The sequence below is a fragment of the Luteimonas aquatica genome, assembly GCF_022662575.1.
GTDB classification, from domain to species: domain Bacteria; phylum Pseudomonadota; class Gammaproteobacteria; order Xanthomonadales; family Xanthomonadaceae; genus Luteimonas; species Luteimonas aquatica.
In genome coordinates, this window is record NZ_JALBFU010000003.1 from 357,519 (window position 1) to 379,836 (window position 22,318).

Here is a 22,318-nt window from a genome sequence, read left to right on the forward strand (position 1 = left end):
GCACCGACGGGCGCCGATGAGGGTCCCCACCCTCTATCCTTGCCGCGATGACCGAATTCACCGATTCGCTGGACCTGGCCGTGGATCGGCTGCTGGCCCGCCTGCCCGGCCCGCTGCATGTCGGCGCCCCGCTGGGCATCGGCAAGCCGCACCGGCTGTTGAACGCACTGTACGGGCGCATCGAGCGCGACCCGTCGCGGCAACTGCGCCTGTACACGGCACTGTCGCTGGACCCGCCGGATGCCGGCAGCGGGCTGGAGCGGCGTTTCCTCGGCCCGTTCGCCGCGCGCCACTTCGGCGAGGACTTCCCGCGCCTGGCCTACGTGCGGGCGCAGCGCCGCGACGCGCTGCCGGCGAACATCGCCGTGGAGGAGTTCTACATGCAGTCCGGCGCGCTGCTGCGTTCGGTCCAGGCGCAAAGCGACTACGCCAGCCTCAACTACACCCACGTCGCGCGCGCCCTGGCCGAGCGCGGCGTGAACTGCATCGTGCAGAAGGTCGCGGCCAGCGAGGACGGCACGCGACTGTCGTTGTCCTCGAACACCGACCTTACCTTCGACGCCGTCGACGCCATCGTCGCGGCCGGGCTGCCGCGTCCGTACCTGATCGCCGAGATCGACCCGCAACTGCCCTGGCTGGGCGGCGTGGCCGCGGTGCCGACGGACTACTTCGACCTGGTGGTGGCGCCGCCCGGCCCCTATCCGAAGCTGTTCGGCCTGCCGCGCCAGCCGGTGGGCGATACCGACTACGCGATCGGCCTGTACGCCAGCGCGCTGGTGCGCGACGGCGGCACCCTGCAGATCGGCATCGGCGCGCTCGCCGACGCGCTCAGCCATGCCCTGGTACTGCGCCATACCGACAACGCCGCCTACCGCCGGGTGATGCTGGCGCTCGATCCGGAGATCGAGCGCCATCCGGCGGTGGTCGCCAGCGGCGGACTCGACCCGCTGCCGCAGGGCCTGTACGGCTGCAGCGAGATGATCAACGAAGGCTTCAAGGCCCTGGTCGAGGCCGGCGTGCTGCGCCGCAAGGTGGTCGACAAGGAGCCGCTGATGCGGCGCGTCGCCGAGGGCAGCGCCGGCGAGCACGACCGCGAATTGCTCGAGCGCGACGGCGAGTTCCTGCACGGCGCCTTCTATCTCGGCTCGCCCGAGTTCTACGACTGGCTGCGCAACCTCGACGACGATACCCGGCGCGGCATCGGCATGCGCCGGGTCAGCGAGGTCAACGAGCTGTACGGCGGCAACGAGACCCTGGAACGCCTGCAGCGGCGCGAGGCGCGCTTCTTCAACAGCTGCATGATGGCCACCGCGCTCGGCGCGGCGGTCTCCGACGGCCTGGAGGACGGACGCGTGGTCTCGGGCGTGGGCGGCCAGTACAACTTCGTGGCGATGGCGCACGCCCTGCCCGACGCGCGCTCGGTGCTGATGCTGCGCGCCACGCGCGGCGGCGGCAAGCGGATCGAGTCCAACATCCGCTGGAACTACGGGCACACGACGATCCCGCGGCACCTGCGCGACATCTACGTCACCGAGTACGGCATCGCCGACCTGCGCGGCAAGACCGACGAGCAATGCGTCTGGGCCATGATGGGCATCGCCTCCTCGCGACACGCCGGCGCGGAACTGGCGCTCACCGCGATGCGCAACGGCAAGATGCCGCATTCCTTTCCGTATGTCTCGGCCGACAATTCGCCCGAGCGCCTGAGGCGGGCGCTGGCGCCGTTCCGCGCCGACGGCACCCTGCCCGACTATCCGCTCGGCAGCGACTTCACCGACGTCGAACAGCGGCTGCTGCGGGCGCTGTCCTGGCTGAAGGGGCGCACCGCCACGCCCGCGGCGAAGCTGCGCACGGTCCTCGCCGCGTTGCTCGCGCGCGGCCGCGACGATCCCGAGGCGCTGCGGCGCATGGCGCTGGACGCGCCCCGGGGGCTTTCCGAACGGCTGTACGCGCGGCTGCTGCGCCACGCCCTGGCGCGCGCCTGACCGGCCGCGCCGGCCGCGCGATCAGCGCGGCTGTTTCTGCAGCGACAGCAGCGCGAGCAGCCCCGCCAGCGCCACGTAGGCGAAGGCGAACTGCCAGGCGATCGTCGCCGGCAGGCCCTGCAGCGTCCACGGCAGATAGATGCCGCCGCGCGGATCGACCGAATGGATCAGGCCGAACAGCGTCAGCCCCGCTGCCACCAGCAGGCAGCCGGCCGCGCGCAGCAGGCGTCCGTCGATCATCGCCGCGAGCGCGGAGATCCACAGCATCGAGGTGATGATGAAGCCGTTGCCCAGCACCACGATCACCGCCAGTTCCGGCAGGCCGTGGCCGTCGAGCGTGCTCGTCAGTTCGGCGAAACGCTCGGGCGCGATCCACATCGGATTGCCCGCCTTGATGCCGAGCAGATACGCCACCGACGGCAGGAAGCCGAGCACCATCGCCGGGGCGTGCCTCGAAGGCGTGGCCTGGAAGGCCTGCACGGTGATGTCGATGCCGACGTAGACGATGATCGGCGCCAGCACCGCCAGCGGCAGCCACTGCACCAGGCCCGAGATCAGGCCGAGCATGCCGCCCACGCCGACGAACAGGCCGGTGAGCAGCGTGTAGCCGCTGCGCGCGCCCATGTGCTTGTAGGCCGGCTGGCCGATGTAGGGCGTGGTCTGCGCCACGCCGCCGCAGAGGCCGGCGACCAGGGTCGAGAACGCCTCCACCAGCAGGATGTCGCGGGTGCGGTAGTCGTCGCCCGCCGCGCGCGCGCTCTCGCTGACGTTGATGCCGCCCACCACCATCAGCAGGCCGAACGGCAACAACAGCGGCAGGTAGGGCACGGTGGACGGCAGGCCCTCGACAAACGCCAGCGACGGCCACGGCAGCACCACCTGCAGCGGCGCCGCCTGCGGCAGCGCGAAGCCCGGCGCGCCGAGTCCGGCCAGGCCAAGCGCGTAATAGAGCAGCGTGCCGAACACGAAGGCCACCAGCACGCCCGGCAGGCGCACCGGCAGGCGGCCCTTGGCGATCAGCACGTACAGCAGCAGCCCCAGCGTGACGAAACCGACCACTGGCGAGCGCAGCGTCTCCACCAGCGGCAGGAAGCCCATCAGTACCAGGGCGATGCCGGCGATGGAGCCCAGCAGCGCCGCGCGCGGCGCGATGCGCGTGACCGCGTCGCCGAAGAAGGACAGCACGAACTTCAGCGCGCCCATCACCACCAGCGAGGCGGCGCCCAGCTGCCAGGTCGCCATCGCCGCGGCATGCGCGTCCAGGCCCTGCTGCCGGAACGCGGCGAAAGCCGGACCGAGCACCAGCAGCGCCATGCCGATGCTGGTCGGCGCGTCGAGGCCGAGCGGCATCGCGGTGACGTCGTCGCGGCCGCTGCGCGCGGCCAGGCGCCGCGCCATCCAGGTATAGATCAGGTTGCCGACCAGCACGCCGAAGGCGGTGCCGGGAAACATGCGCTGGAACACCACCTCGGCCGGCATGCCGAAGATGCCGACCAGGGCCGCGCTGATGAAGCCCAGGATCGACAGGTTGTCGACCACCAGGCCGAAGAAACCGTTGAAGTCGCCGGAAACGAACCAACGGGGAGCGCGCGGAGCTGGGGCTGTGGTCATCGGTGCCTGGACATGCTGCGTGAAGCGGGGCCCTTGCCCCGGCCGCTCTCCCGCTTGCGGGAGAGGGGCTCCGGAAGCGCGGGCCGGCTGCTCCCGGCCCTCTTCCGCCCGCGGGAATCGAAACCGCGCATCACGCGGCCGAGCGGACCGAGCGAGGGCGGGTGCGGCCTCAGAACCGCGCCGTGAACTCCACCCCGACCGTGCGCGGTTCGTTGAGGAAGCCAGTGAGGTTGTTGAAATCGATGGCGCCCACCGCGCGCGTGGTATCGGTGATGTTGCGGCCGTACAACGCCAGTTCGTAGTCGCCGTAGTGCCAGTTGTAGCCCACGCGCAGGCCGCCCTCGACGATCGGCTTGCTGCGGAACTCCTTGGCCTCGTAGAGGAAGAAGTTCACCGCGCTGCGGTAGGACCAGTCGGTGTAGACGAAGAACTCGCCACCCTCGCCCACCGGCACGCCCCAGCGCGCGGTCAGGTTGTGCACCCACTTGGGCGCCTGCGGCAGCGCGTTGCCGTTGATCAGCGCGAAGGTGGTGCCGTCGCGCACGAAGGTGGGATTGGTCGGCGTGCACAGCGGCGCGGCGCCGTTGGATGCGCCGCAGACCGGCACGGCCAGGTCGCGGTCCTTGATCTCGGTGTCGTTGTAGCTGCTGCCGAGCGTCACCAGCAGGTGTTCGGTCAGATACGCCTCCAGGTCGAGCTCGAAGCCCTGGCCGGTGGTCTTGTCGGCATTGAGCAGCACGGCGGTGTTGGAGCCGCCGCCGACCGCGATCAGCTGCTGGCCGTCGACGTTGTAGCGGAACACCGTGAAACCCAGGCGCGCGCGCTTGTCCCACAGGTCGGCCTTGATGCCCGCCTCGTAGGAAATCACCTTCTCCGAATCGGCCTGCGAGACGCCGCCGTCGGGCGCGAGCGGGCTGGCGAACAGCAGACGCCCCTGCACGGACGGGGCGCGGAAGCCGGTGGCCACGCGCGCGAATACGTTGACGTGGTCGTTGACCTCGTAGACGCCGCTGGCGTCCCAGCTCACGTTGTCCACGTCGGTGTGCACGGTGTAGGGCCCGCCCACCGGCGCGCCGAACGGCGCGGCCTGCAGCACGCTGGCGCTGAAGTCCTTCTTGTCCTGCGTGTAGCGCACGCCGCCGCGCAGCTTCAGCTTCTCGGTGGCCTGGTACTCGCCCGAGGCGAACACCGCCCAGGCCTCGTTCTTCTGCTTCTGCACGGCATGGCCGGCCTGCGCGTTGAAGGCCAGCGAGTCGTAGTTGAAGTTGTCGATGGTGACGTCTTCCTTGAAGTAGAACAGGCCGCCCTGCCAGTTGAAGGGGCCGTCGTAGTTCGACTCCAGGCGGAACTCCTGGGTGATCTGCTTGTGGTCGGGCAGGCCGTCCGCGGTCTCGGACGCGAACGGAATCACGCCAGGCCCGGAGTTGCCGGGCCCCAGGAACGCGGCGCCGTAGCCGCCGTCGATGTCGCCATGGTTGAGCGACTCGGCGGTCTCGTAGCCGGTGATCGAATACAGGTTGTAGTCGCCCAGTTCCCAGCGCAGGCGCGCGCTCGCGCCCCAGGTCTCCAGGTCGGAGAAGTTGATGCCGTCGGTGGAGACCTTGTCCTTGTCGAAGCCGGGGACCAGGTCGTTGCTGCCCTTGCGGAAGATGTTGGCGCGGAACAGGCGCGCGGTACCGTTCATGTTGCGCTTGTGCAGGTTGAACAGGCCTTCGAAACCGTCGCCCTCGTACAGGAACTGCACGCGCGCGGCCGCCTCGTCGTAGCCTTCGAAACCGTCGTTGGGCGCGCCCGGCAGGGTGTTGTCCACCCAGTCCTCGCGGCGCTGGTACATCGCGGCCACGCGCGCCGACCAGCGATCGCTCAAGGCGCCGCCCACCGCGCCCTCGAAGGTGAACAGCCCGTCGCTGCCGGCGCCGACCTTGGCGTAGCCGTTGAATTCCTGCGACGGCTTGGCCGACTCGAACTTGACCACGCCAGCCGGCGTGTTGCGGCCGAACAGCGTGCCCTGCGGGCCGCGCAGCACTTCCACGCGCTCCAGGTCGAACACCGGGAAGCCCTTCAGCAGCGGGCTCTCCTGCACCACCTCGTCGTAGATCAGCGAGACCGGCTGCGAGGCGTTGAGGTCGAAGTCGGTGTTGCCCAGGCCGCGGATGTAGAAGCGCGGAAAGGCGCGGCCGTAGGAGGATTCGATGTTGAGGCTGGGCACGCGCCCGGCCAGGAAGCGGATGTCGGTGCCGCCGGAGGCGAGCACGTCGAGCTTTTCGCTGCTCACCGCGCTGATCGACACCGGCACGTCCTGCGCGTTCTCCACGCGGCGCTGCGCGGTGACCTCGACGGTGTCGAGCGTGGCGGCCTTGCGCTCGCTCTCCTGCGCCGAAGACGCGGCGGGCGCGGTCTGCGCCTGCTGGGCCGAGGCGGCCATCGCGGGCAGCAGCGCGGCGATGGCGAGCGCGAGCCGCCACGGGCGCTGCCGCTGGGCACGGGAAGGAACGGCGAACGGATGCGGCATGGCGGTGAATCCCCGGAAAAAGTGAAGGCAAGGCCCCTGTCGGCCCGCATGGTGCAACACGGCAGGGCCGGGGGCAACGACTGGCGCCGTCCGGATCGGCATCTGCTTATGCCGGCCGCCACGGCCATCGACGGCCAGGCCACGGCCGGCCTCGGCAATTTCCCCGGGCCTCAGAACGAGACCGCCGCCGCCTGCCGGACCCAGAGCACCGAGGCCTGGTGCAAGCCCTGGGTCCAGGCGCGCCGGATCGCCTCGATGTCGGCGCGGCTGCGCGGCGTGTCCTTGTGCAGGATCACCAGTACGCGCGAGCGCTCGCGCTGCGGCGTGGCCTGGCCCTCGAAGCGCCACTGCCCGCTGGCCTCGAACACGGTCAGGCCGTCGGGGAAGCGCGGCGTGACCTCGACGTCCAGGAACCTGCGCCACTGCGCCTCCTCCACCGGGGGCGCCCCGTCCACGCCGGCACCGAGGCCGAAATAGAGCTCGCTGCGGATCCAGTCCGCCGCCTCGGCCGGGCGGCCGGGAATCTCGCGCACGCTCGCCGCCTGGCCGGCCGCCGTCGGCCGCGTGGCGCAACCGCCCGCCAGCAGGGTCGCGAGCAGCAGACTCGCGAACAGCGGGGCCGCGAGGAACGGGCTGTGCGGGCGCATGGGCGTCACCATCGGAAGGTCGGCGCAGCATAGGAGCGGCGCGGCGCCGCGTCCGTGGCCCGCGCCACAGTTGCGCGGGAGGATGGCGGCGGAGCCGACGCGCCCGACCCGCTCAATCGGCCAGCGGCGCGGGCTGGATCAGCTCGATCCAGTAGCCGTCGGGATCCTTGATGAAGGCCACGTCGCGCATCCGGCCGTCGCTCAGGCGCTTCTGGAAGGGCACCTCCAGCGACTCCATGCGCGCGCAGGCGGCGCGCAGGTCGGGCACGCTGACGCAGATGTGGCCGAAGCCGCGCGGCTCGCCGTTGCCGTCGTGGTAGACCGGCCCCGGTTGGTGCTCGGTGCCGTGGTTGTGGGTGAGCTCCAGCACGCCGCGCTGGCGCGCCAGCCATTGCCTGCGCTCGCCGTCGCTCTCGGGAATGTCGCCGTCCTCGTCCACCAGCACCAGGAAATACAGCGAAAACTTCGCCTCCTCGAAATCGATCTTGCGCACCAGGGTGAAGCCGAGCACGCGGGTATAGAAGTCGAGCGAAGCGCGCGGATCCTTCACCCGCAGCATGGTGTGGTTGAAGACGAAACGGCGGGTGTCGGCATCGCGCGTGGCGGCGACGCCCGGCACCGCCGCCAGTTCGGCGCGGCTGGATGCGGTCATGGTCGGACTCTCGGGACGGGCGCGGCATTATCCCGCAGGGCGTGTTCGCCCGGCGTCGTGGCGCCGCAACACGGCGTTGCGCGGGCCGGCGCAAAGGCCATGGCCGGCACCGGTCAGAGGAAGCGGTCGCGCATGCCCGCGTCGGGCAGGTAGCACGCCGGCTTGCGGCCGAACCAGCGGTAGCGGTTGCGCGCCAGCCAGCGATAGCCGCGATCGCGCAGCGCGCGCGGCAGCAGGCGCAAGGCGCCGACCGCGCGCCAGGGCCAGCCCAGCCGCGTCATCACCCCGATGGCGGCATCGCTGTCGACGCGCGCCCCGCACGCATCCAGCAGCAGGAACGAAAGCGGATCGTCGGGATTCAAGCCGTTGCCGGACAACAGCGCGCGTCCGGCCTCGCTCTGCATCGCGGCGAAGCGCAGGCGGCCGCGACGATCGCGGCGCAGCAGGAACTCGACCCAGCCGCTGCAGAACACGCAAACGCCGTCGAACACCACGATCGCCTCGCCGTCGCGGACAGGCTGCGCGGGCATGGCGTCTCTAGGCCTGCCCGGGCAGCGCGGCGATCGGATCGTCCGCGAAGGCGTCGGGCTGCGCGTGCAGCGCGTGCTCGGGCTGCAGCCAGCCCTCGTAGCGCACCAGCCGCCCGATCAGCGGCAGCGAGGCGTCGACGAGGAAGGTATAGCGTCCCTCGTGCTCGCCTTCGCGGCAGGCGACCCCGGCGAACCAGCCGGCCGGCAGCGGCAGCAGGCCGAACAGCCGCACGCCCTCGGCATGCCAGTGGATCGCCTCCTCGTGGACGCAGATCTCGAAACGGAACTGCAGCGGCCCGAGCCGCTCGACCAGGCGGCGGTTACGCGCGCGCAGGCGCGAACGCATGCGATGCGCCTTGCCCGCCTGGCCGCCGAAATGGCGCGTCCACACCTCGCCCGCGGCATCGGCCTGGAAATCCACCGTCAGCGGCGCGTCGGCCATCGCCGGCGGCAGGCGCGCGAACGCGGCGCACAGGCGCGCCAGCGGATTGCCGCCGCGCGTGATCTCGGCGCGGCCGACATAGCGGCCGCGGCCGCGAATCTGGTGCAACGCGCGCACGCAAGACGGCAAGGCATAGAACGAAGCGCCGAGCAGGCTTTGGAACAGGGTGGGCTTCATGTGACCGAGTGCAGGGAAGAACCGCGGAATGGAATCGTCGGCGCAAGCCCGAAAGGGAGCGGCGATTCACGTAAGTTTACGGGGCAATTCGGCATCATGTACCGCTCATGTCACGCACCGATCACGAGACTGCCGTCGTGCGCATGGCAACCTCGCCCTCCTCTGCGCGGCCCGCGCCGCCGGCACCGGCCGGGAACTGGGCCTTGTTCCTCGACGTCGACGGCTGCCTGCTCGAACTCGCCGAAACCCCCGACGCGGTCGTCGTGCCGGCCGGGCTGCGCGAACGGCTGGACGCACTGCGCGCCGGCCTCGACGGCGCCCTGGCCCTGGTCAGCGGCCGCGCCGTCGTCACGCTCGATGCGCTGTTCGCGCCCTCGCGCTTCGACGCCGCCGGCCTGCACGGCACCGAGCGCCGACGCCACGGCGTGGACGAGGCCGGCATCGCCGTGCCCGCGGAGCTCGCCGCGCTGCGCCGGCAGGCCGAGACCATCGCCGGCGACTACCGCGGCGCGGTGGTGGAGGACAAGGGCGCGGCGCTGGCGCTGCACTGGCGGCGCGCGCCCGAGGCCGAACACCCGCTGCAGGCCTTCGCGCTGCAGGCGCTCACGCATCTGCCGGGCTATCGCCTGCAGCACGGCAAGCAGGTGGTGGAGTTGCGCCCGGCGCATGCCGACAAGGGCGACGCCATCGCCGCCTTCCTCGAACGGCCGCCCTACGCCGGACGCGTGCCGGTGTTCGCCGGCGACGATCTCACCGACGAGAGCGGCTTCGCGCAGGTCAACGCGCGCGGGGGCGTCAGCATCCTGGTCGCCGACCCGGACGCGCGGCGCGACAGCGCGGCGCGCTACGGGCTGCGCGATCCGGCGGCCGTGCGCGCCTGGCTCGGAGTCGCGCCATGACGCCGATGCCGCCGCAGGATCTCGACCTCGGCGTGATCGGCAACGGCAGCTTCGGCGCGCTGCTCGACAAGCGCGGCCGCGTGGTGTGGAGCTGCCTGCCGGCCTTCGACGGCGACCCCGCGTTCTGCGCCCTGCTCTCGCCGCGCGACCACGACGGCGGCGATTTCGCCGTCGAGCTCGAGGACCTGGCCGACAGCGAGCAGTACTACCTGCCCAATACCGCGATCCTGCGCACGATCCTGCGCGACGCCCATGGCGGCGCGGTGGAGATCACCGACTTCGCGCCGCGCTGGCGCCAGAACGGGCGCTTCTACCGCCCGGTGAGCATCATCCGCCAGTTGCGCCCGCTCTCGGGCAGGCCGCGCATCCGCGTGCGCGTGCGTCCGCTCGCCGACTGGGGCGCGCAGGTGCCCGAGCACACCTGGGGCAGCAACCACGTGCGCTGGCGGCTGCCCGATTTCGTCCTGCGCCTGACCACCGACGTTCCGGTGCGCTACGTGCGCGACGAGACCGTCTTCGTGCTGACGCATCCGCTGCATCTGGTGCTGGGCGTCGACGAGCCGCTCACCCGCTCCATCGCCGGCTACGCGCACGAGGCGCAGGAACGTACCCGCGACTACTGGCGCGAATGGGTGCGCTACCTGTCGGTGCCGCTGGACTGGCAGGAGGCGGTGATCCGCAGCGCGATCACGCTCAAGCTGTGCCAGTACGAGGACAGCGGCGCGATCATCGCGGCGATGACCACCTCGATCCCGGAGGCGCCCGACACGCCGCGCAACTGGGACTACCGCTACTGCTGGCTGCGCGACGCCGCCTTCGTGGTCCGTGCCCTCAACCGGCTCGGCGCGACGCGGACGATGGAACTGTTCATCGGCTACATCTTCAACATCGCCACCCACGACGGCACGCTGCAGCCGCTGTACGGCATCGACCTCTCCTCCGAGCTCGCCGAGCACGAAGTGTCCTCCCTGCGCGGCTACCGCGGCATGGGGCCGGTGCGGCGCGGCAACCTGGCCTGGTCGCAGAAGCAGCACGACGTGTACGGCAGCGTGGTGCTGGCCTCCACCCAGCTGTTCTTCGACCTGCGCCTGGCCGACCCGGGCGACCGCTCGGCCTTCGAGCGGCTCGAACCGCTGGGCGAACGCGCCGCGGCGCTGTTCGACGTGCCCGATTCCGGCCTGTGGGAATTCCGCGGCCGCGCCGAGGTGCACACCTACACCGCGGCCATGTGCTGGGCCGCCTGCGACCGCCTGGCCAAGATCGCCGGAATGCTCGGCCTGGACGAGCGCGTCGCCTACTGGCGCGGGCGTTCGGCCGACATCCGCGCCCGCATCCTCGAGCAGGCCTGGAGCGAAGCGCTCGGCCATTTCACCGACACCTTCGCCGGGCATCGCCTGGACGCCTCGCTGCTGCTGCTCGCCGACATCGGCTTCATCGCCGCCGACGACCCGCGCTTCGTGGCCACCGTCGAGGCGATCGGCCGCGACCTGCGCCGCGGCGACGCCCTGTTCCGCTACGTCGCGCCCGACGATTTCGGCGACCCGGAGACCAGCTTCACCATCTGCACCTTCTGGTACATCGACGCGCTCGCGGCGATCGGCCGCAAGGACGAGGCGCGGGCGATGTTCGAGCGCATCCTCGCCCGCCGCAACCACCTGGGCCTGCTCTCGGAGGACCTGGCCTTCGACGACGGCGAGGCCTGGGGCAATTTCCCGCAGACCTATTCGCACGTCGGGCTGATCATCGCCGCGATGCGGCTGTCGCGCTCCTGGCAGGAGGCGTCGTGATGCCTGCCGCCACGGCCCCGTATCTTCATGCATGCCGCTGTGAGCATGCCGCTGTGAGCATGCCGTCATGAGCGCGCCGTCATGAGCCGGCTGGTCGTGGTCTCCAACCGCGTCGCCATCCCCGGCGAGAACCGCGCCGGCGGGCTGGCCGTCGGCCTGCAGGCGGCACTGCGCGAGCACGGCGGGATGTGGTTCGGCTGGAGCGGCAAGACGGTGCGCGAGGCCAGCGGCGAACTGCACGAGCAGCGCGACGGCGACATCCGCTACGTCACCATCGACCTCAACCGTTCCGACCTGGACGCCTACTACAACGGCTTCGCCAACCGCACGCTGTGGCCGCTGCTGCATTTCCGCCTCGACCTGGTCGACTACAGCCGCGAGACGCGCGAGGGCTACCGCCGCGTCAACGCGCTGTTCGCCGACAAGCTGGCGCCGATGCTGCGCGACGGCGACACGGTCTGGATCCACGACTACCACCTGATCCCGCTGGCCTCGCTGCTGCGCGAGCGCGGCGTCGGCGCGCGCATCGGCTTCTTCCTGCACGTGCCCATGCCCTCCGCCGACCTGGTCGCGGCGATGCCCGACCACGCGCGGCTGTTCTCCACCCTCTACGCCTACGACCTGGTCGGCTTCCAGACCCTGCGCGACGTGGAACGCTTCCAGGACTACGTGCGCCTGTTCGGCGGCGGCCGCGTGCTGTCCGAGGGCGTGCTGGAGGCGCCGGGCGGGCGACGCTTCCATGCCGCGGCGTTCCCGATCGGCATCGACACCGCCTACATCGCGCAGCAGGCGCAGGCGGCCGTGGCCAAGCCGGCGGTGCGCGACCTGCGCAACAGCCTGCAGCCTCGCCAACTCGCCATCGGCGTGGACCGCCTGGACTATTCCAAGGGCCTGCCCGAGCGCTTCCGCGGCTTCGAGCGCTACCTGGAGCGCCATCCCGACCAGCGCGGCAGCCTCACCTACCTGCAGATCGCCCCGGTCTCGCGCGGCGATGTCGCCGAGTACCGGCTGCTGCGCAACGAGCTCGAGCGCATCGCCGGCCACATCAACGGCGGCCACGCCGCGCCGGAATGGACGCCGCTGCGCTACGTCAACCGCAATTTCGCCCACACCACGCTCACCGGCTTCTACCGCGCCGCGCGCGTGGGCCTGGTGACGCCGCTGCGCGACGGCATGAACCTGGTGGCCAAGGAGTACGTGGCGGCGCAGGATCCGGAGGACCCGGGCGTGCTGGTGCTCTCGCTGCTGGCCGGCGCCGCCTACGAGCTGAAGGAGGCGCTGCTGGTGAACCCGCACGACCTCGACGGCGTGGCCGACGCCATCGCCACCGCCGCCAACATGGCCAAGGCGCAGCGCATCGAGCGCTGGCGGGCGATGATGGATCATCTGCAGCGGCACGACATCGCTGCGTGGATGCGGGACTATTTGTCTGCGTTGAAGCGGTAGCTTGCGTCTATTCTTGGTCTTCGGTGTGTTTTTTTAAGAGCAGAGCGTTTCGTCCGCTACGCGGCCGAGTTCATTTCTTTTGCTGGCCCAAAAGAAACGGACCAAAGAAAACGGCCTTCCCCGACGAAGCACTCCCATTACTTGACTGCTATCGGGATTTTTCGACTCGCCATCCTGGCTCGGTCGAAAAACGGCGCACATCCTTGTGCCCTCGGGCCGATGGCCCTCGACACCTCCGGGCCTCCGAATGCCAATGTCGTATCGACATCTTTAGAGACGAAGGCAAAAGCGAAAAATGGGTCCCAGCTTGCGCTGGGATGACGAATCTGAAGGGACAGGAAGAAGGCTTTGCTTCTAGAAATCTTTGCGAGCCGACTCTGCCTCCAGACCCGAAGGGTGGCGGGCAGGGATGCCCGCCATTTTCCGACCGAGCCAGGAGGGCGAGTCGGAAAATCCCCTCAGCCTTTCCGGCGTGGGGCTGATGTGTCGGGGAAAGCGTTTTTCTTTGGTTCGTTTCTTTTGACGCTTATCAAAAGAAATGAACTCGGCCGCGCCAGCGGACGAAACGCTCTGCTCCTAAAAACCATAAAAAGAGCAAAGATCAAATTAGTGCTGCGGCATGCATCAGATAACAAAGCACAAGCTCACCCCACCCAATCCCGCCAAGGCAAATCCGCATCCCCCAACGCAACGAAATCCCCATTGAGCAAGGTATCGCGCTGGTTGTAGCGCAACGGCCGCCCGCGCGGATCGATCACGCAGCCGCCGGCCGCCTCCAGGATCGCCTGCCCCGCCGCCGTGTCCCATTCGCTGGTCGGCCCGAAGCGCGGATACACGTCCATGCCGCCCTCGGCCAGGCGGCAGAACTTCAGCGAGGACCCCAGCGCCACCGCCTCGACCTCGCCGATGCGCGCCATCAGCGCATCGCTGCGCGCGTCGCGGTGCGAGCGGCTGGCCGCCACGCGCAGCGGCGCCCGTGCCGGACGCCGCGTCCGCAGGCGCACGTCGCCGGCGCCCTCGTCGCGGCGGAAAGCGCCGCGCGCGCGGTCGCCGTGCCACAGCTGGCCGGTGACCGGCGCCTGGATCACGCCGAACACCGGCTCGCCCTCGCGGACCAGGGCGATGTTCACGGTGAACTCGCCGTTGCGCTTGACGAACTCGCGCGTGCCGTCGAGCGGATCGACCAGCCACAGCGAGGCCCAGCCGCGGCGCGTGGCCGAGGCGACGTCTTCGGCCGACTCCTCCGACAGCACCGGGATGTCCGGCGTCAGCCGCTCCAGCCCCTCGACGATGCAGCGGTGCGCGGCCAGGTCGGCCGCGGTCAGCGGGCTGTTGTCGGCCTTGTGCTCGACGTCGAAGGCGGTGTCGTAGATCGCCAGGATCGCCGCCGCGGCCTGCCGGGCCAGGGCGATCACGCCCTCGCGCAGGGCCTCGTCCGGCGCGTCAGCGGCCGTCATGGTGGGCCAGGTACTCGCGGGCGATGAACAGGGCGGCGATGGAGCGACCCTCGGAGAACTCCTCGCGCAGGATCAGTTCGTGCAGGTCGGCCAGCTTCCAGGGCACGACCTCCAGTTCCTCCGGCTCGTCGCCGGGCAGCCGCCGCGGATACAGGCCGCGCGCCAGCACCAGGTGGGTCTGGTGGTTCATGTAGACCGGCGACAGGCTGATCGAGCGCAGCACCTGCACCGAATGCGCGCCGTAGCCGGCCTCTTCCATCAGCTCGCGGTTGGCCGCCTGCTCCGGGGTCTCGCCGGCGTCGATGCGGCCCTTGACCAGGCCGAGCTCGTAGCGGTGCACGCCGGCGGCGTACTCGCGCACCAGCAGCGCGGTCTCGTCGTCGAGCATCGGCACGACCACCACGGCGCCGTGGCCGCGGCCCATCAGCCGCTCGTAGCGCCGGCGCTCGCCGTTGCCGAACTCCAGGTCCAGGAACTCCATCCGGTACGGCCCCGCCTCCTGCTCGGTGATGCCGTGGATGGTGGGCAGGCGGCGCTCGCTCATGCGCGGTGCTCCGCGCCGGCGCGCGCGCAGGCGATAATCGGCGGATGGACAAGGGTATTCACGATCCGTCGATTCTAAACGACCCCGACCGCTGGCGCGCGCGCGACCTCGCCGTGCTCTGGCATCCCTGCACCCAGATGCGCGAGCACCATGCCGTCGGGCAGGACAGTCTGCCGCTGCTGCCGGTGGCGAGCGGCGACGGCGCCTGGCTGGTCGGCCACGACGGCAGCCGCACGCTCGATGCGGTCAGCAGCTGGTGGACCAACCTGCACGGGCACGCCGAGCCGCGCATCGCCGAGGCCATCGCCCGGCAGGCGCGCACGCTGGAACAGGTGATCCTGGCCGGCTGCTCGCACCCGCCGGCGGTAGAGCTGGCCGAGCGCCTGCTCGCCCTGGCGCCGCGCCAGGCCGGGCGCGAACCGCTGTCCAAGGTGTTCTACGCCGACAACGGCTCGGCGGGCGTGGAAGTGGCGCTGAAGATGGCCTTCCACTGGTTCCGCAACCGCGGCGACGAACCGCGCCGCACCAAGTTCGTGGCGCTGGAGAACGGCTACCACGGCGAGACCCTGGGCGCGCTGGCAGTGGGGGACATTCCGCTGTACCGCCGCATCTACGCGCCGCTTCTGGCCGAGGCGCTGTTCGCGCCCTCGCCCGACGCCTACCTGGCGCGCGACGGCCAGGGCGCGGCGGCCTGCGCCGAGGACGCGGCCGACGCGCTGGCGCGCCTGTTCGACGAGCACGCCGGCGAGATCTGCGCGCTGATCCTGGAGCCGCGCGTGCAGTGCGCCGGCGGCATGCGCATGCACGACCCGGTCTACCTCAAGCGGGCCCGCGAGCTGTGCGACGTGCACGGCGTGTTCCTGATCGCCGACGAGATCGCCGTGGGCTTCGGCCGCACCGGCACGCTGTTCGCCAGCGAGCAGTCGGACGCGATGCCCGACCTGCTCTGCCTGTCGAAGGGCCTGACCGGCGGCTTCCTGCCGCTGGCCGCGGTGCTGACCACGCAGACCCTCTACGACGGCTTTCTCGACCCATCGCGCGAACGCGCCTTCCTGCATTCGCACAGCTATACCGGCAATCCGCTGGCCTGCGCCGCCGCGCTGGCTTCGCTGGAGATTTTCGAGACCGACGACGTGCTGGCGCGCAACCGCCGCACCGCCGCGCGGATGGCCGAACTGGCCGCGCCGCTGGCGGGGCTGCAGCACGTGGCCGACGTGCGTCAGGCGGGCATGATCCTGGCCGTGGAGCTCAGCCGCGACGGCAACCGCCGCACGCCGTTCGATCCGTCGCTGCGCATCGGCCTGCGCGCCTACCGCGCCGCGCTCGAGCGCGGCGTGCTGCTGCGCCCGCTCGGCGACGTGCTCTACTGGATGCCGCCGTACTGCATCGACGAGGCGCAACTGGAACTGCTCGCGCGCACCACCGCCGAGGCGATCCGGGAAGCGGTCCGGGAGGCGGCGCCATGCGCGTGAACCGCGTCCACGTCGATGCGCCGCTGTCCGTGGGCGCGCGCCTGCGCCTGCCCGACGGCGCCGCCGCGCACCTGGTGCGCGTGCTGCGCCTGGCTGCGGGCGATGGCTGCGTGCTCTTCAACGGCGACGGCCACGACTACGACGCGCGCATCGTCGCGGCGGACAAGCGCGGCGCCGAGGCCGAGGTCGTCGCTGCGCGCGCGGTCGCCAACGAGTCGCCGCTGCGCATCGTGCTGGTGCAGGGCATCGCCCGCGGCGAGAAGATGGACTGGATCCTGCAGAAGGCCACCGAGCTCGGCGTCGCCGCCTTCGTGCCGGTGAGCAGCGAACGCAGCGAGGTCCGCCTGGACGCCGAGCGTGCCGACAAGCGCCTGGCGCACTGGCGCAGCGTGGTGGTCGCGGCCTGCGAGCAGAGCTGGCGCGCGCGCGTGCCCGAGGTGGCGCCGCCGCGCGGCCTGGCCGAGGCCGCAGCGGCGCTGCCGCGCGAGGGCCTGCGGCTGCTGCTCGATCCCGAGGCCGCCGATTCGGTGCAGTCGCTGCCGGGCGTGGACGGCGACGCCACGCTCGTGCTCGCCGTGGGACCGGAAGGCGGCTGGTCGCCGCGCGACCGCGCCCTGCTCGCCGACGCCGGCTTCGCCGGCCTGCGCCTGGGCCCGCGCATCCTGCGCACGGAAACCGCGGGCATGGCGGCGATCGCCGCGCTGCAGTCGCGTTTCGGCGATCTTTCCGCCTAGACCAAGATGCGCGCCGCTTTCGCGCGCCTCGCGCAACGGGCGCGCGCCCGAAAGCGTCCTACAGCGCCAGCGCCGTGCGCAGCGCGTCCTCGACGTGGTCGATGTCGGGAATCAGCGCGGCCTCGTCGCCCAGGCGCACGCGCGCCAGCACGCCGGCCGACAGGTCGGCCGCCTCGGTCTCGGGAATCAGCGTCTGCCGCGCCACCGTCACCAGGCGCGGGAAGCCTTGGGTGAGGAAGGCGAAATGCGGCAGGCGGGGATTGCCGCCGAAGGCCTTGAGCACGGCGACCTTGTTGCTCATTCCGCCCTGCTCCTGGGCCAGGCCGGCGATGCGCGAGAACGAGACCAGCGGCAACTGCCAGCCGCGCCAGCGGATGCGTCCGAGCAGCCACTGCGGCGCGTCCTCGACCGGTTCGGGCGTGGCGTAGGACAGCACCTCGGAAATGCTGGCATTGGGCAGCAGCAACCGCGCGCCCTCCACCTGGATCAGGACGCCGCGGATGTCTTGGCTGGTCTGGACGGATGCGTTCATGGGATGGATTCGGGGAAGACCTGCGCTCAGGAAGGCCAGCGTTCGACCAGCCTGGCGGCCAGCTCCGCCGGCGTGCCGGCCACCGCGCCGCGTGCGATCAGCGCCGAGGGCGCGGTGCTGTCGTAGCAGCCGTCGGTGGCCTGGGCCGCGAGCAGGCCGCCGGCGTCGATGTGCGCCACGGCGCCGTCGATGAGCGCCGGGTCGCTGCCGCTCAGGAACAGGTGCGCCGAGTCCTCGCCCGGCAGCGCCGACAGCAGGTCGGTCGCGGGATCGATATCGGCATCCACGAAGGACAAGCGCGCGCCCTGGCGCTGCAACGACAGTCCGGGCGCCATGAAGTAGACGGTCCCCGCATCGGCCGGCCGCTCGGCGGAGGCCAGCGCCACCGGAAGCTTGGCCACGCGTTCCATCTGCCGGACCAGCCGGTCGTAGCGTCCGCCGTCCAGCTGCAGGCGCACCAGGATCGGCCGCGCGAAGGTTTCCGGCAGCGCCGCCAGCAACTGGCGCACCGCATCCGGCCCGCCCAGTCCGGCCTCCACCAGCACCGCGCCGCGCGGCGGCCCGTGGCCGTAGCTGTCGGTATCGGCCAGCGACAGGCCGGAGATGCGCGCTTCCAGGGCCTGGAGATCGTGCTGCACGGCCACCGCCTCCGGCGCCGCCGTCGCTTCGGCCGGCGTGTCGTCGTCGACCAGCGCCCACGCGGCCGCATCGCCGGCGTCCGCCGTCTCGGCGGCTGGCGCGGTCGCGTCGGTTTCGCGCACCGCATCGTCGGCGCGCTGCCCGGGCGCGCGCCCGGCCGACTCTCCGGAGGACAGCGAAGCGAAGAGCGCATCGACGTCGACCAGCGGCAGCGGCGTGAATCCGGGACGTGGCGCGGCATTTTCCGCCACGTCCGCATCGAACCCGCCGGCCGGGCCATCGATCGCGTCATCGGCTTCCGCCGCGTCGTCGCCGGTCGCCATGCGCGCGGGTTCGACCTCGGCATCCTCGGTCGCCATTGCCTCGAACGATCCGTCGACTTCCTCCCATTCGAACGCTTCGACGGCCATCTTTTCGACGGCCATTTCATCGACAGCATTGTCCGGAGACGGCAAGCCGCTCTCCCCGATGCCGGTCGCATCCGCCAGTTCGAGGGCTTCGACGCCTGGCGCTTCTTGCGGACCCGCATCTTCCGCCTCGCCGGTGCCGGTCGGCGGAAATTCTGCGGCCTCGGTCATGACCGGCGGGGCAAGATCGGTGCCGGTCGCCTGCGTCTCCTCGACGTGGACGGCATCCGTTGCGGGCGCCCGATCACTCCCGGCAACCGTCTCGACGACGGGCGCCTGGACCTGCGCATCGCTCGCGGGCGATGCGGCATCTTCCGCCGTGGCCGTTGGCGCCTCGACGGTTTCGACAAGGGGTTGATCGTGCGCGGAGGCTTCCGGCGCGGCGAGCACCATGACGGCCTCAGCCTCGGTCTCGGCCACGCCGTCGTCCGCCGCCTCGGTATCCAGCGCCGATCTCTCGCTCTCGACGGCCTCGGCCTGCGCCGGCTCGCCCGCGACTTCGGCCTGATCCTCGGCCGGCATCGCCATTCCCGCCAGCGAGTCTTCCCCGGCCGCTGGGATCGCCGCCCGTTCGTTCGCGGCCTCGGCCTCAGCCTCGTCCTCGCGCCGCGGCGGCAGCACTTCGCCGTGGCGGCGCAGCTTGGCGCCGAGATGGCGGACCCAGCGCGCCGCGTCCCAGCCGGCGCGGTGCGCCACGAATTCGGCTTCCTCGAAGATCACGATCAGCGAGGGATCGGCCAGCAGCTGGTACAGGCGGTCCAGGGATTCGTCGATCGAAGGCTCCAGTGCGACCAGCAGCGCGCGCGGCGCGGCCGCCCGCACCTGCTCGCTGTCGATGGAGACCGGATCGGCGACCAGCGCCACCTCCGCGCCGGCATCGGCGAGCGCCGCGCCGAGGCGGTCGCGCACCTCGCCCTCGCGCGCCAGCAAGGCCACGCGGATGGCGCCGTCCTCATTCATCGTCGTGCCGCTGCAGCTTGAGTAGTTCGTAGACATTGCGCACCAACTCGTTTTCCTGATACGGCTTGCCGAGGTAGCGCTCGACGCCGATCTCGAGCGCGCGCTGGCGGTGCTTCTCGCCGGTACGCGAGGTGATCATCACGATCGGCACGTCGCGCAGCCGCGGCTCGCCCTTCATCTGGTTGGCCAGCTCGTAGCCGTCCATGCGCGGCATCTCGATGTCCAGCAGCATCAGGTCCGGGACGCGGTCGACCATCTGCTCGAGCGCGTCGATGCCGTCGCGCGCCACCATGACCTCGAAATTGTGGCGCTCCAGGATGCGCCCGGTGACCTTGCGCATCGTCACCGAATCGTCCACCACCATCACCAGCGGCACGTGGCGGCGCGGCGCCGCCTCCGGCGCGGCCGGCCTGGCGTCGCGCGGCTGCATGGCCTGGCGGCGCACCAGCGGCGCGATGTCCAGGATCACCACCACGCTGCCGTCGCCCATGATGGTCGCGCCGAAGATGCCCGGAATCGACGCTACCTGCGGCCCGACCGGCTTCACCACGATCTCGCGGTTGCCCACGATCTGGTCGACCGCGACCGCCGCGCGCAGTTCGCCCGAACGCACCAGCAGCAGCGGCATCTGCAGCTGGCCCTCGGCGCGCGCCGCCGACTGCCCGACCAGCAGGCCGAGGTCGTGCACCGGGTAATCCTCGTCGCCGTAGCGGTAGCCCGCCTCGGGCCGGTCCAGGCCTTCGCGGGTGATGCGGCCCACGCCGCGCACCGAGGCGATCGGCACCGCGAAGGTGGTCTCGCCGATCTTGACGAACACCGCCTGCGTGACCGCCAGCGTCTGCGGCAGGCGCAGGGTGAAGGCGGTGCCGGCGCCCTGGCGCGAGGCGATGTCGAGCGCGCCGCCGAGCTGGCGCACCTCGCTGGCCACCACGTCCATGCCCACGCCGCGCCCGGCCAGCGTACTGACCTCGTCGGCGGTGGAGAAACCGGATTCCAGGATCAGGGCGTTCAGGTCGCCGGCGGCGAGCACCGCGTCGGCGCGCACCAGGCCGCGCTCCTCGGCGCGGCGGCGGATCGCCGCATGGTCGAGCCCGCGGCCATCGTCGCCGACCTCGAGCACCACTTCCGATCCTTCGCGGCGCATCGCGATGCGCACCGTGCCTTCTTCCGGCTTGCCGGCGTCGCGGCGCTGCGGCGGGGTCTCCAGCCCATGCGCCACGGCGTTGCGCAGCATGTGCTCGAGCGGCGCGGTCATGCGCTCGAGCACGTTGCGGTCGAGCTCGCCCTGCGTGCCGTCGAGCTTGAGCTGGACCTGCTTGCCGGTCTCGGCCGAGGCCTGGCGCACCACCCGGCGCAGGCGCGGCACCAGCGCGTCGAAGGGCACCATGCGCGTGCGCATCAGGCCTTCCTGCAGCTCCGAGCTCACTCGCGACTGCTGCAGCAGCAGGGTTTCGTACTGGCGGATCAGGTCGTCGAGCGTGCCCTGCAGGCTCGACATGTCGGCCGCCGATTCGTTCAGGGCGCGCGAGAGCTGCTGCAGGGTGGAGAAACGGTCGAGCTCGAGCGGATCGAAGGTCGCGTCGGCAACCTCGTGCTCGCGCTGGAAGCGGGCGATGATCTGCGCCTCGGTCTCGATATCCAGACGGCGCAGCTGGTCGCGCAATCGCGCGTTGGTCTGCACCATCTCGCCCATGGCGTTGCGGAACGCGCCCAGCTGCTGTTCCAGACGGGCGCGGTAGATCGCCACCTCGCCGGCGTAGTTGACCAGGCGGTCGAGCAGGTCGGCGCGGATGCGCACCTGCTCCTGCGGCGCGCGCGTGCCGGCACCCTCCTCGCCGGCGCCCTCGCTCTCGCGGATCGGCGCCGACAGCGGCTTGAGCTCGGGCTGCGGCTTCGCGGCCGTCGCCACGGCCGGCGCCGCCTCCGGCTGGCCGGACAGGTGCCGGGCGAATTCGGCGATCAGCGCGTCGGCCGGCTCGGCGGTGCGATGCGCACCGATCCGGGTGATCATCGCGTGCAGGTGATCGAAGCCGCGCTCGAGCAGCGGAATGCCGCCGCGATCGAGTTCGAAATGCTGCTCCGCGGCGGCCTCCAGCAGCGACTCCATCGCGTGGCCGAGGTCGCCCACGGGCATGATGCCGGCCATGCGCGCGCTGCCCTTGAGCGTGTGCAGGTCGCGCTGCAGACCGACCAGCGGCTCGCGCTCGCCGGGCGCGACGCGCAATTGCGCCAGCAGGCCATCGGAGTGATCGAGCAGGTCGCCGGCCTCTTCCACGAAGAGATCGACGAGCTCCAGGTCGAGATCGGCGAAATCGAGCATGTCGCCCTGATCGTGGGCGGCCTCGGCGACCGCATCCACCGCCGAAAGCGGCGCCGCGTCGATGGCAGACGGCGTCGAAGCCTGCTGGGCTTCGCGACGTTCGGCATCGAGACGTTCGGCTTCGAGACGTTCGGCTTCGAGACGTTCTGCTTCGAGACGTTCTGCTTCGAGACGTTCTGCTTCGAGACGTTCTGCTTCGAGGCGTTCTGCTTCGAGGCGTTCCGCTTCGAGGCGTTCTGCTTCGAGGCGTTCCGCTTCGAGACGCTCGGCTTCGAGACGCTCGGCTTCGAGACGCTCGGCTTCGAGACGCTCGGCTTCGAGACGCTCGGCTTCGAGACGTTCGGCCTCTATGCGATCGGCATCGATGCGGGTTTGCTGCAGCCGCGCCGCTTCGAGTTCGGCGGCCGCGAAGGATTCGCTTTCGAGACGCTCCGCTTCAATACGTTCCCGCCCGAGCAGGCCCGCCTCCAATCGACGCTGGCGCTCATAGGCGACATCGAGATTCTCGGCCTGGGCGCGCTCGGCCTCGACACGTTCGGCCTCGACACGTTCGGCCTCGACACGT

At 71.0% G+C, this 22,318-nt stretch carries 19 protein-coding genes; 8 read left to right on the top strand and 11 right to left on the bottom strand.

Annotation, left to right across the window (positions count from 1 at the left end; genetic code table 11):
* The first annotated feature begins 47 nt into the window (after window positions 1-47).
* Window positions 48-1,985, top strand: coding sequence for an acetyl-CoA hydrolase/transferase C-terminal domain-containing protein (locus tag MD221_RS10420; RefSeq protein WP_242111606.1), 1,938 nt, complete (start codon window positions 48-50; stop codon window positions 1,983-1,985).
* A 21-nt stretch (window positions 1,986-2,006) separates the two neighbouring features.
* On the opposite strand, the gene MD221_RS10425 is transcribed toward MD221_RS10420, so the two are convergent.
* The 6 genes from MD221_RS10425 to MD221_RS10450 all read right to left on the bottom strand — a co-directional run bounded on the left by MD221_RS10425 (window position 2,007) and on the right by MD221_RS10450 (window position 8,556).
* Window positions 2,007-3,596 carry a SulP family inorganic anion transporter gene (locus tag MD221_RS10425; RefSeq protein ID WP_242111607.1) on the bottom strand — a complete coding sequence of 530 codons (1,590 nt, stop codon included), beginning with the start codon at window positions 3,594-3,596 and terminating at the stop codon, window positions 2,007-2,009.
* Between the two features lie 169 nt (window positions 3,597-3,765).
* Window positions 3,766-6,108: a TonB-dependent receptor gene (locus MD221_RS10430; RefSeq protein ID WP_242111608.1), complete on the bottom strand. Its 2,343-nt coding sequence runs from the start codon at window positions 6,106-6,108 to the stop codon at window positions 3,766-3,768.
* A gap of 170 nt (window positions 6,109-6,278) precedes the next feature.
* A complete protein-coding gene (locus MD221_RS10435; protein WP_242111609.1) occupies window positions 6,279-6,755 on the bottom strand; it encodes a DUF3574 domain-containing protein in 477 nt (158 codons plus the stop codon).
* A 112-nt stretch (window positions 6,756-6,867) separates the two neighbouring features.
* A complete protein-coding gene (gloA, locus tag MD221_RS10440; RefSeq protein WP_242111610.1) occupies window positions 6,868-7,407 on the bottom strand; it encodes a lactoylglutathione lyase in 540 nt (179 codons plus the stop codon).
* 113 nt (window positions 7,408-7,520) lie between these two features.
* Complete coding sequence (locus MD221_RS10445) at window positions 7,521-7,937, bottom strand: thiol-disulfide oxidoreductase DCC family protein (protein WP_242111611.1); 417 nt, start codon at window positions 7,935-7,937, stop codon at window positions 7,521-7,523.
* Window positions 7,938-7,944: 7 nt separating this feature from the next.
* Window positions 7,945-8,556, bottom strand: a complete 612-nt coding sequence (locus tag MD221_RS10450; protein ID WP_242111612.1) for a DUF4166 domain-containing protein — start codon at window positions 8,554-8,556, stop codon at window positions 7,945-7,947.
* A 143-nt stretch (window positions 8,557-8,699) separates the two neighbouring features.
* On the opposite strand from MD221_RS10450, the gene otsB reads away from it, so the two are divergent.
* From otsB to otsA, 3 genes are all read left to right on the top strand, one after another.
* Complete coding sequence (gene otsB, locus MD221_RS10455) at window positions 8,700-9,455, top strand: trehalose-phosphatase (protein ID WP_242111651.1); 756 nt, start codon at window positions 8,700-8,702, stop codon at window positions 9,453-9,455.
* A gap of 5 nt (window positions 9,456-9,460) precedes the next feature.
* Window positions 9,461-11,242: a glycoside hydrolase family 15 protein gene (locus MD221_RS10460; protein WP_242111652.1), complete on the top strand. Its 1,782-nt coding sequence runs from the start codon at window positions 9,461-9,463 to the stop codon at window positions 11,240-11,242.
* 81 nt (window positions 11,243-11,323) lie between these two features.
* Window positions 11,324-12,688 (top strand): alpha,alpha-trehalose-phosphate synthase (UDP-forming), encoded by a 1,365-nt coding sequence (gene otsA / locus MD221_RS10465; protein WP_242111613.1) that lies wholly within the window; start codon window positions 11,324-11,326, stop codon window positions 12,686-12,688.
* A gap of 644 nt (window positions 12,689-13,332) precedes the next feature.
* Here otsA and cysQ read toward each other — a convergent pair.
* On the bottom strand, window positions 13,333-14,145 hold the full coding sequence (gene cysQ / locus MD221_RS10470) for a 3'(2'),5'-bisphosphate nucleotidase CysQ (RefSeq protein ID WP_242111614.1): 813 nt from the start codon (window positions 14,143-14,145) through the stop codon (window positions 13,333-13,335).
* Window positions 14,132-14,689 carry an ADP compounds hydrolase NudE gene (gene nudE / locus MD221_RS10475; RefSeq protein WP_242111615.1) on the bottom strand — a complete coding sequence of 186 codons (558 nt, stop codon included), beginning with the start codon at window positions 14,687-14,689 and terminating at the stop codon, window positions 14,132-14,134. The genes cysQ and nudE overlap by 14 nt, the downstream gene beginning before the upstream one ends.
* 44 nt (window positions 14,690-14,733) lie before the next feature.
* On the opposite strand from nudE, the gene bioA reads away from it, so the two are divergent.
* Together bioA and MD221_RS10485 are read left to right on the top strand one after the other, a co-directional pair.
* Entirely contained in the window at window positions 14,734-16,161 is a 1,428-nt protein-coding gene (gene bioA, locus MD221_RS10480) for an adenosylmethionine--8-amino-7-oxononanoate transaminase (protein WP_242111617.1), read from the top strand.
* A complete protein-coding gene (locus MD221_RS10485) occupies window positions 16,152-16,895 on the top strand; it encodes a 16S rRNA (uracil(1498)-N(3))-methyltransferase (RefSeq protein WP_242111618.1) in 744 nt (247 codons plus the stop codon). The genes bioA and MD221_RS10485 overlap by 10 nt, the downstream gene beginning before the upstream one ends.
* A 58-nt stretch (window positions 16,896-16,953) precedes the next feature.
* Here MD221_RS10485 and MD221_RS10490 read toward each other — a convergent pair whose 3' ends face one another.
* Together MD221_RS10490 and MD221_RS10495 are read right to left on the bottom strand one after the other, a co-directional pair.
* Window positions 16,954-17,427: a chemotaxis protein CheW gene (locus MD221_RS10490; protein ID WP_242111619.1), complete on the bottom strand. Its 474-nt coding sequence runs from the start codon at window positions 17,425-17,427 to the stop codon at window positions 16,954-16,956.
* A gap of 26 nt (window positions 17,428-17,453) precedes the next feature.
* Entirely contained in the window at window positions 17,454-19,193 is a 1,740-nt protein-coding gene (locus tag MD221_RS10495; protein ID WP_242111620.1) for a chemotaxis protein CheB, read from the bottom strand.
* On the opposite strand from MD221_RS10495, the gene MD221_RS10500 reads away from it, so the two are divergent.
* A complete protein-coding gene (locus tag MD221_RS10500) occupies window positions 19,161-19,454 on the top strand; it encodes a hypothetical protein (protein ID WP_242111621.1) in 294 nt (97 codons plus the stop codon). The genes MD221_RS10495 and MD221_RS10500 overlap by 33 nt on opposite strands.
* Here MD221_RS10500 and MD221_RS10505 read toward each other — a convergent pair.
* A complete protein-coding gene (locus tag MD221_RS10505; protein ID WP_425602250.1) occupies window positions 19,426-21,753 on the bottom strand; it encodes a response regulator in 2,328 nt (775 codons plus the stop codon). The two genes, MD221_RS10500 and MD221_RS10505, sit on opposite strands and share 29 nt — an antisense overlap.
* A 236-nt stretch (window positions 21,754-21,989) precedes the next feature.
* Between MD221_RS10505 and MD221_RS17640 the strand changes: the two genes are divergently transcribed.
* Window positions 21,990-22,318, top strand: a 329-nt coding sequence (locus MD221_RS17640) for a pentapeptide repeat-containing protein (protein WP_425602252.1), incomplete at its 3' end; no start/stop codon positions are given.

Coding starts and splice junctions, on each gene's coding strand:
- cysQ (WP_242111614.1), bottom strand. CDS start 14,145: ATGACGGCCGCTGACGCGCCGGACGAGGCCCTGCGCGAGGGCGTGATC.
- nudE (WP_242111615.1), bottom strand. CDS start 14,689: ATGAGCGAGCGCCGCCTGCCCACCATCCACGGCATCACCGAGCAGGAG.
- gloA (WP_242111610.1), bottom strand. CDS start 7,407: ATGACCGCATCCAGCCGCGCCGAACTGGCGGCGGTGCCGGGCGTCGCC.
- MD221_RS10445 (WP_242111611.1), bottom strand. CDS start 7,937: ATGCCCGCGCAGCCTGTCCGCGACGGCGAGGCGATCGTGGTGTTCGAC.
- MD221_RS10425 (WP_242111607.1), bottom strand. CDS start 3,596: ATGACCACAGCCCCAGCTCCGCGCGCTCCCCGTTGGTTCGTTTCCGGC.
- bioA (WP_242111617.1), top strand. CDS start 14,734: ATGGACAAGGGTATTCACGATCCGTCGATTCTAAACGACCCCGACCGC.
- otsA (WP_242111613.1), top strand. CDS start 11,324: ATGAGCCGGCTGGTCGTGGTCTCCAACCGCGTCGCCATCCCCGGCGAG.
- MD221_RS10420 (WP_242111606.1), top strand. CDS start 48: ATGACCGAATTCACCGATTCGCTGGACCTGGCCGTGGATCGGCTGCTG.
- MD221_RS10450 (WP_242111612.1), bottom strand. CDS start 8,556: ATGAAGCCCACCCTGTTCCAAAGCCTGCTCGGCGCTTCGTTCTATGCC.
- MD221_RS10460 (WP_242111652.1), top strand. CDS start 9,461: ATGCCGCCGCAGGATCTCGACCTCGGCGTGATCGGCAACGGCAGCTTC.
- MD221_RS10490 (WP_242111619.1), bottom strand. CDS start 17,427: ATGAACGCATCCGTCCAGACCAGCCAAGACATCCGCGGCGTCCTGATC.
- MD221_RS10430 (WP_242111608.1), bottom strand. CDS start 6,108: ATGCCGCATCCGTTCGCCGTTCCTTCCCGTGCCCAGCGGCAGCGCCCG.
- otsB (WP_242111651.1), top strand. CDS start 8,700: ATGGCAACCTCGCCCTCCTCTGCGCGGCCCGCGCCGCCGGCACCGGCC.
- MD221_RS10485 (WP_242111618.1), top strand. CDS start 16,152: ATGCGCGTGAACCGCGTCCACGTCGATGCGCCGCTGTCCGTGGGCGCG.
- MD221_RS10435 (WP_242111609.1), bottom strand. CDS start 6,755: ATGCGCCCGCACAGCCCGTTCCTCGCGGCCCCGCTGTTCGCGAGTCTG.
- MD221_RS10505 (WP_425602250.1), bottom strand. CDS start 21,753: ATGCTCGATTTCGCCGATCTCGACCTGGAGCTCGTCGATCTCTTCGTG.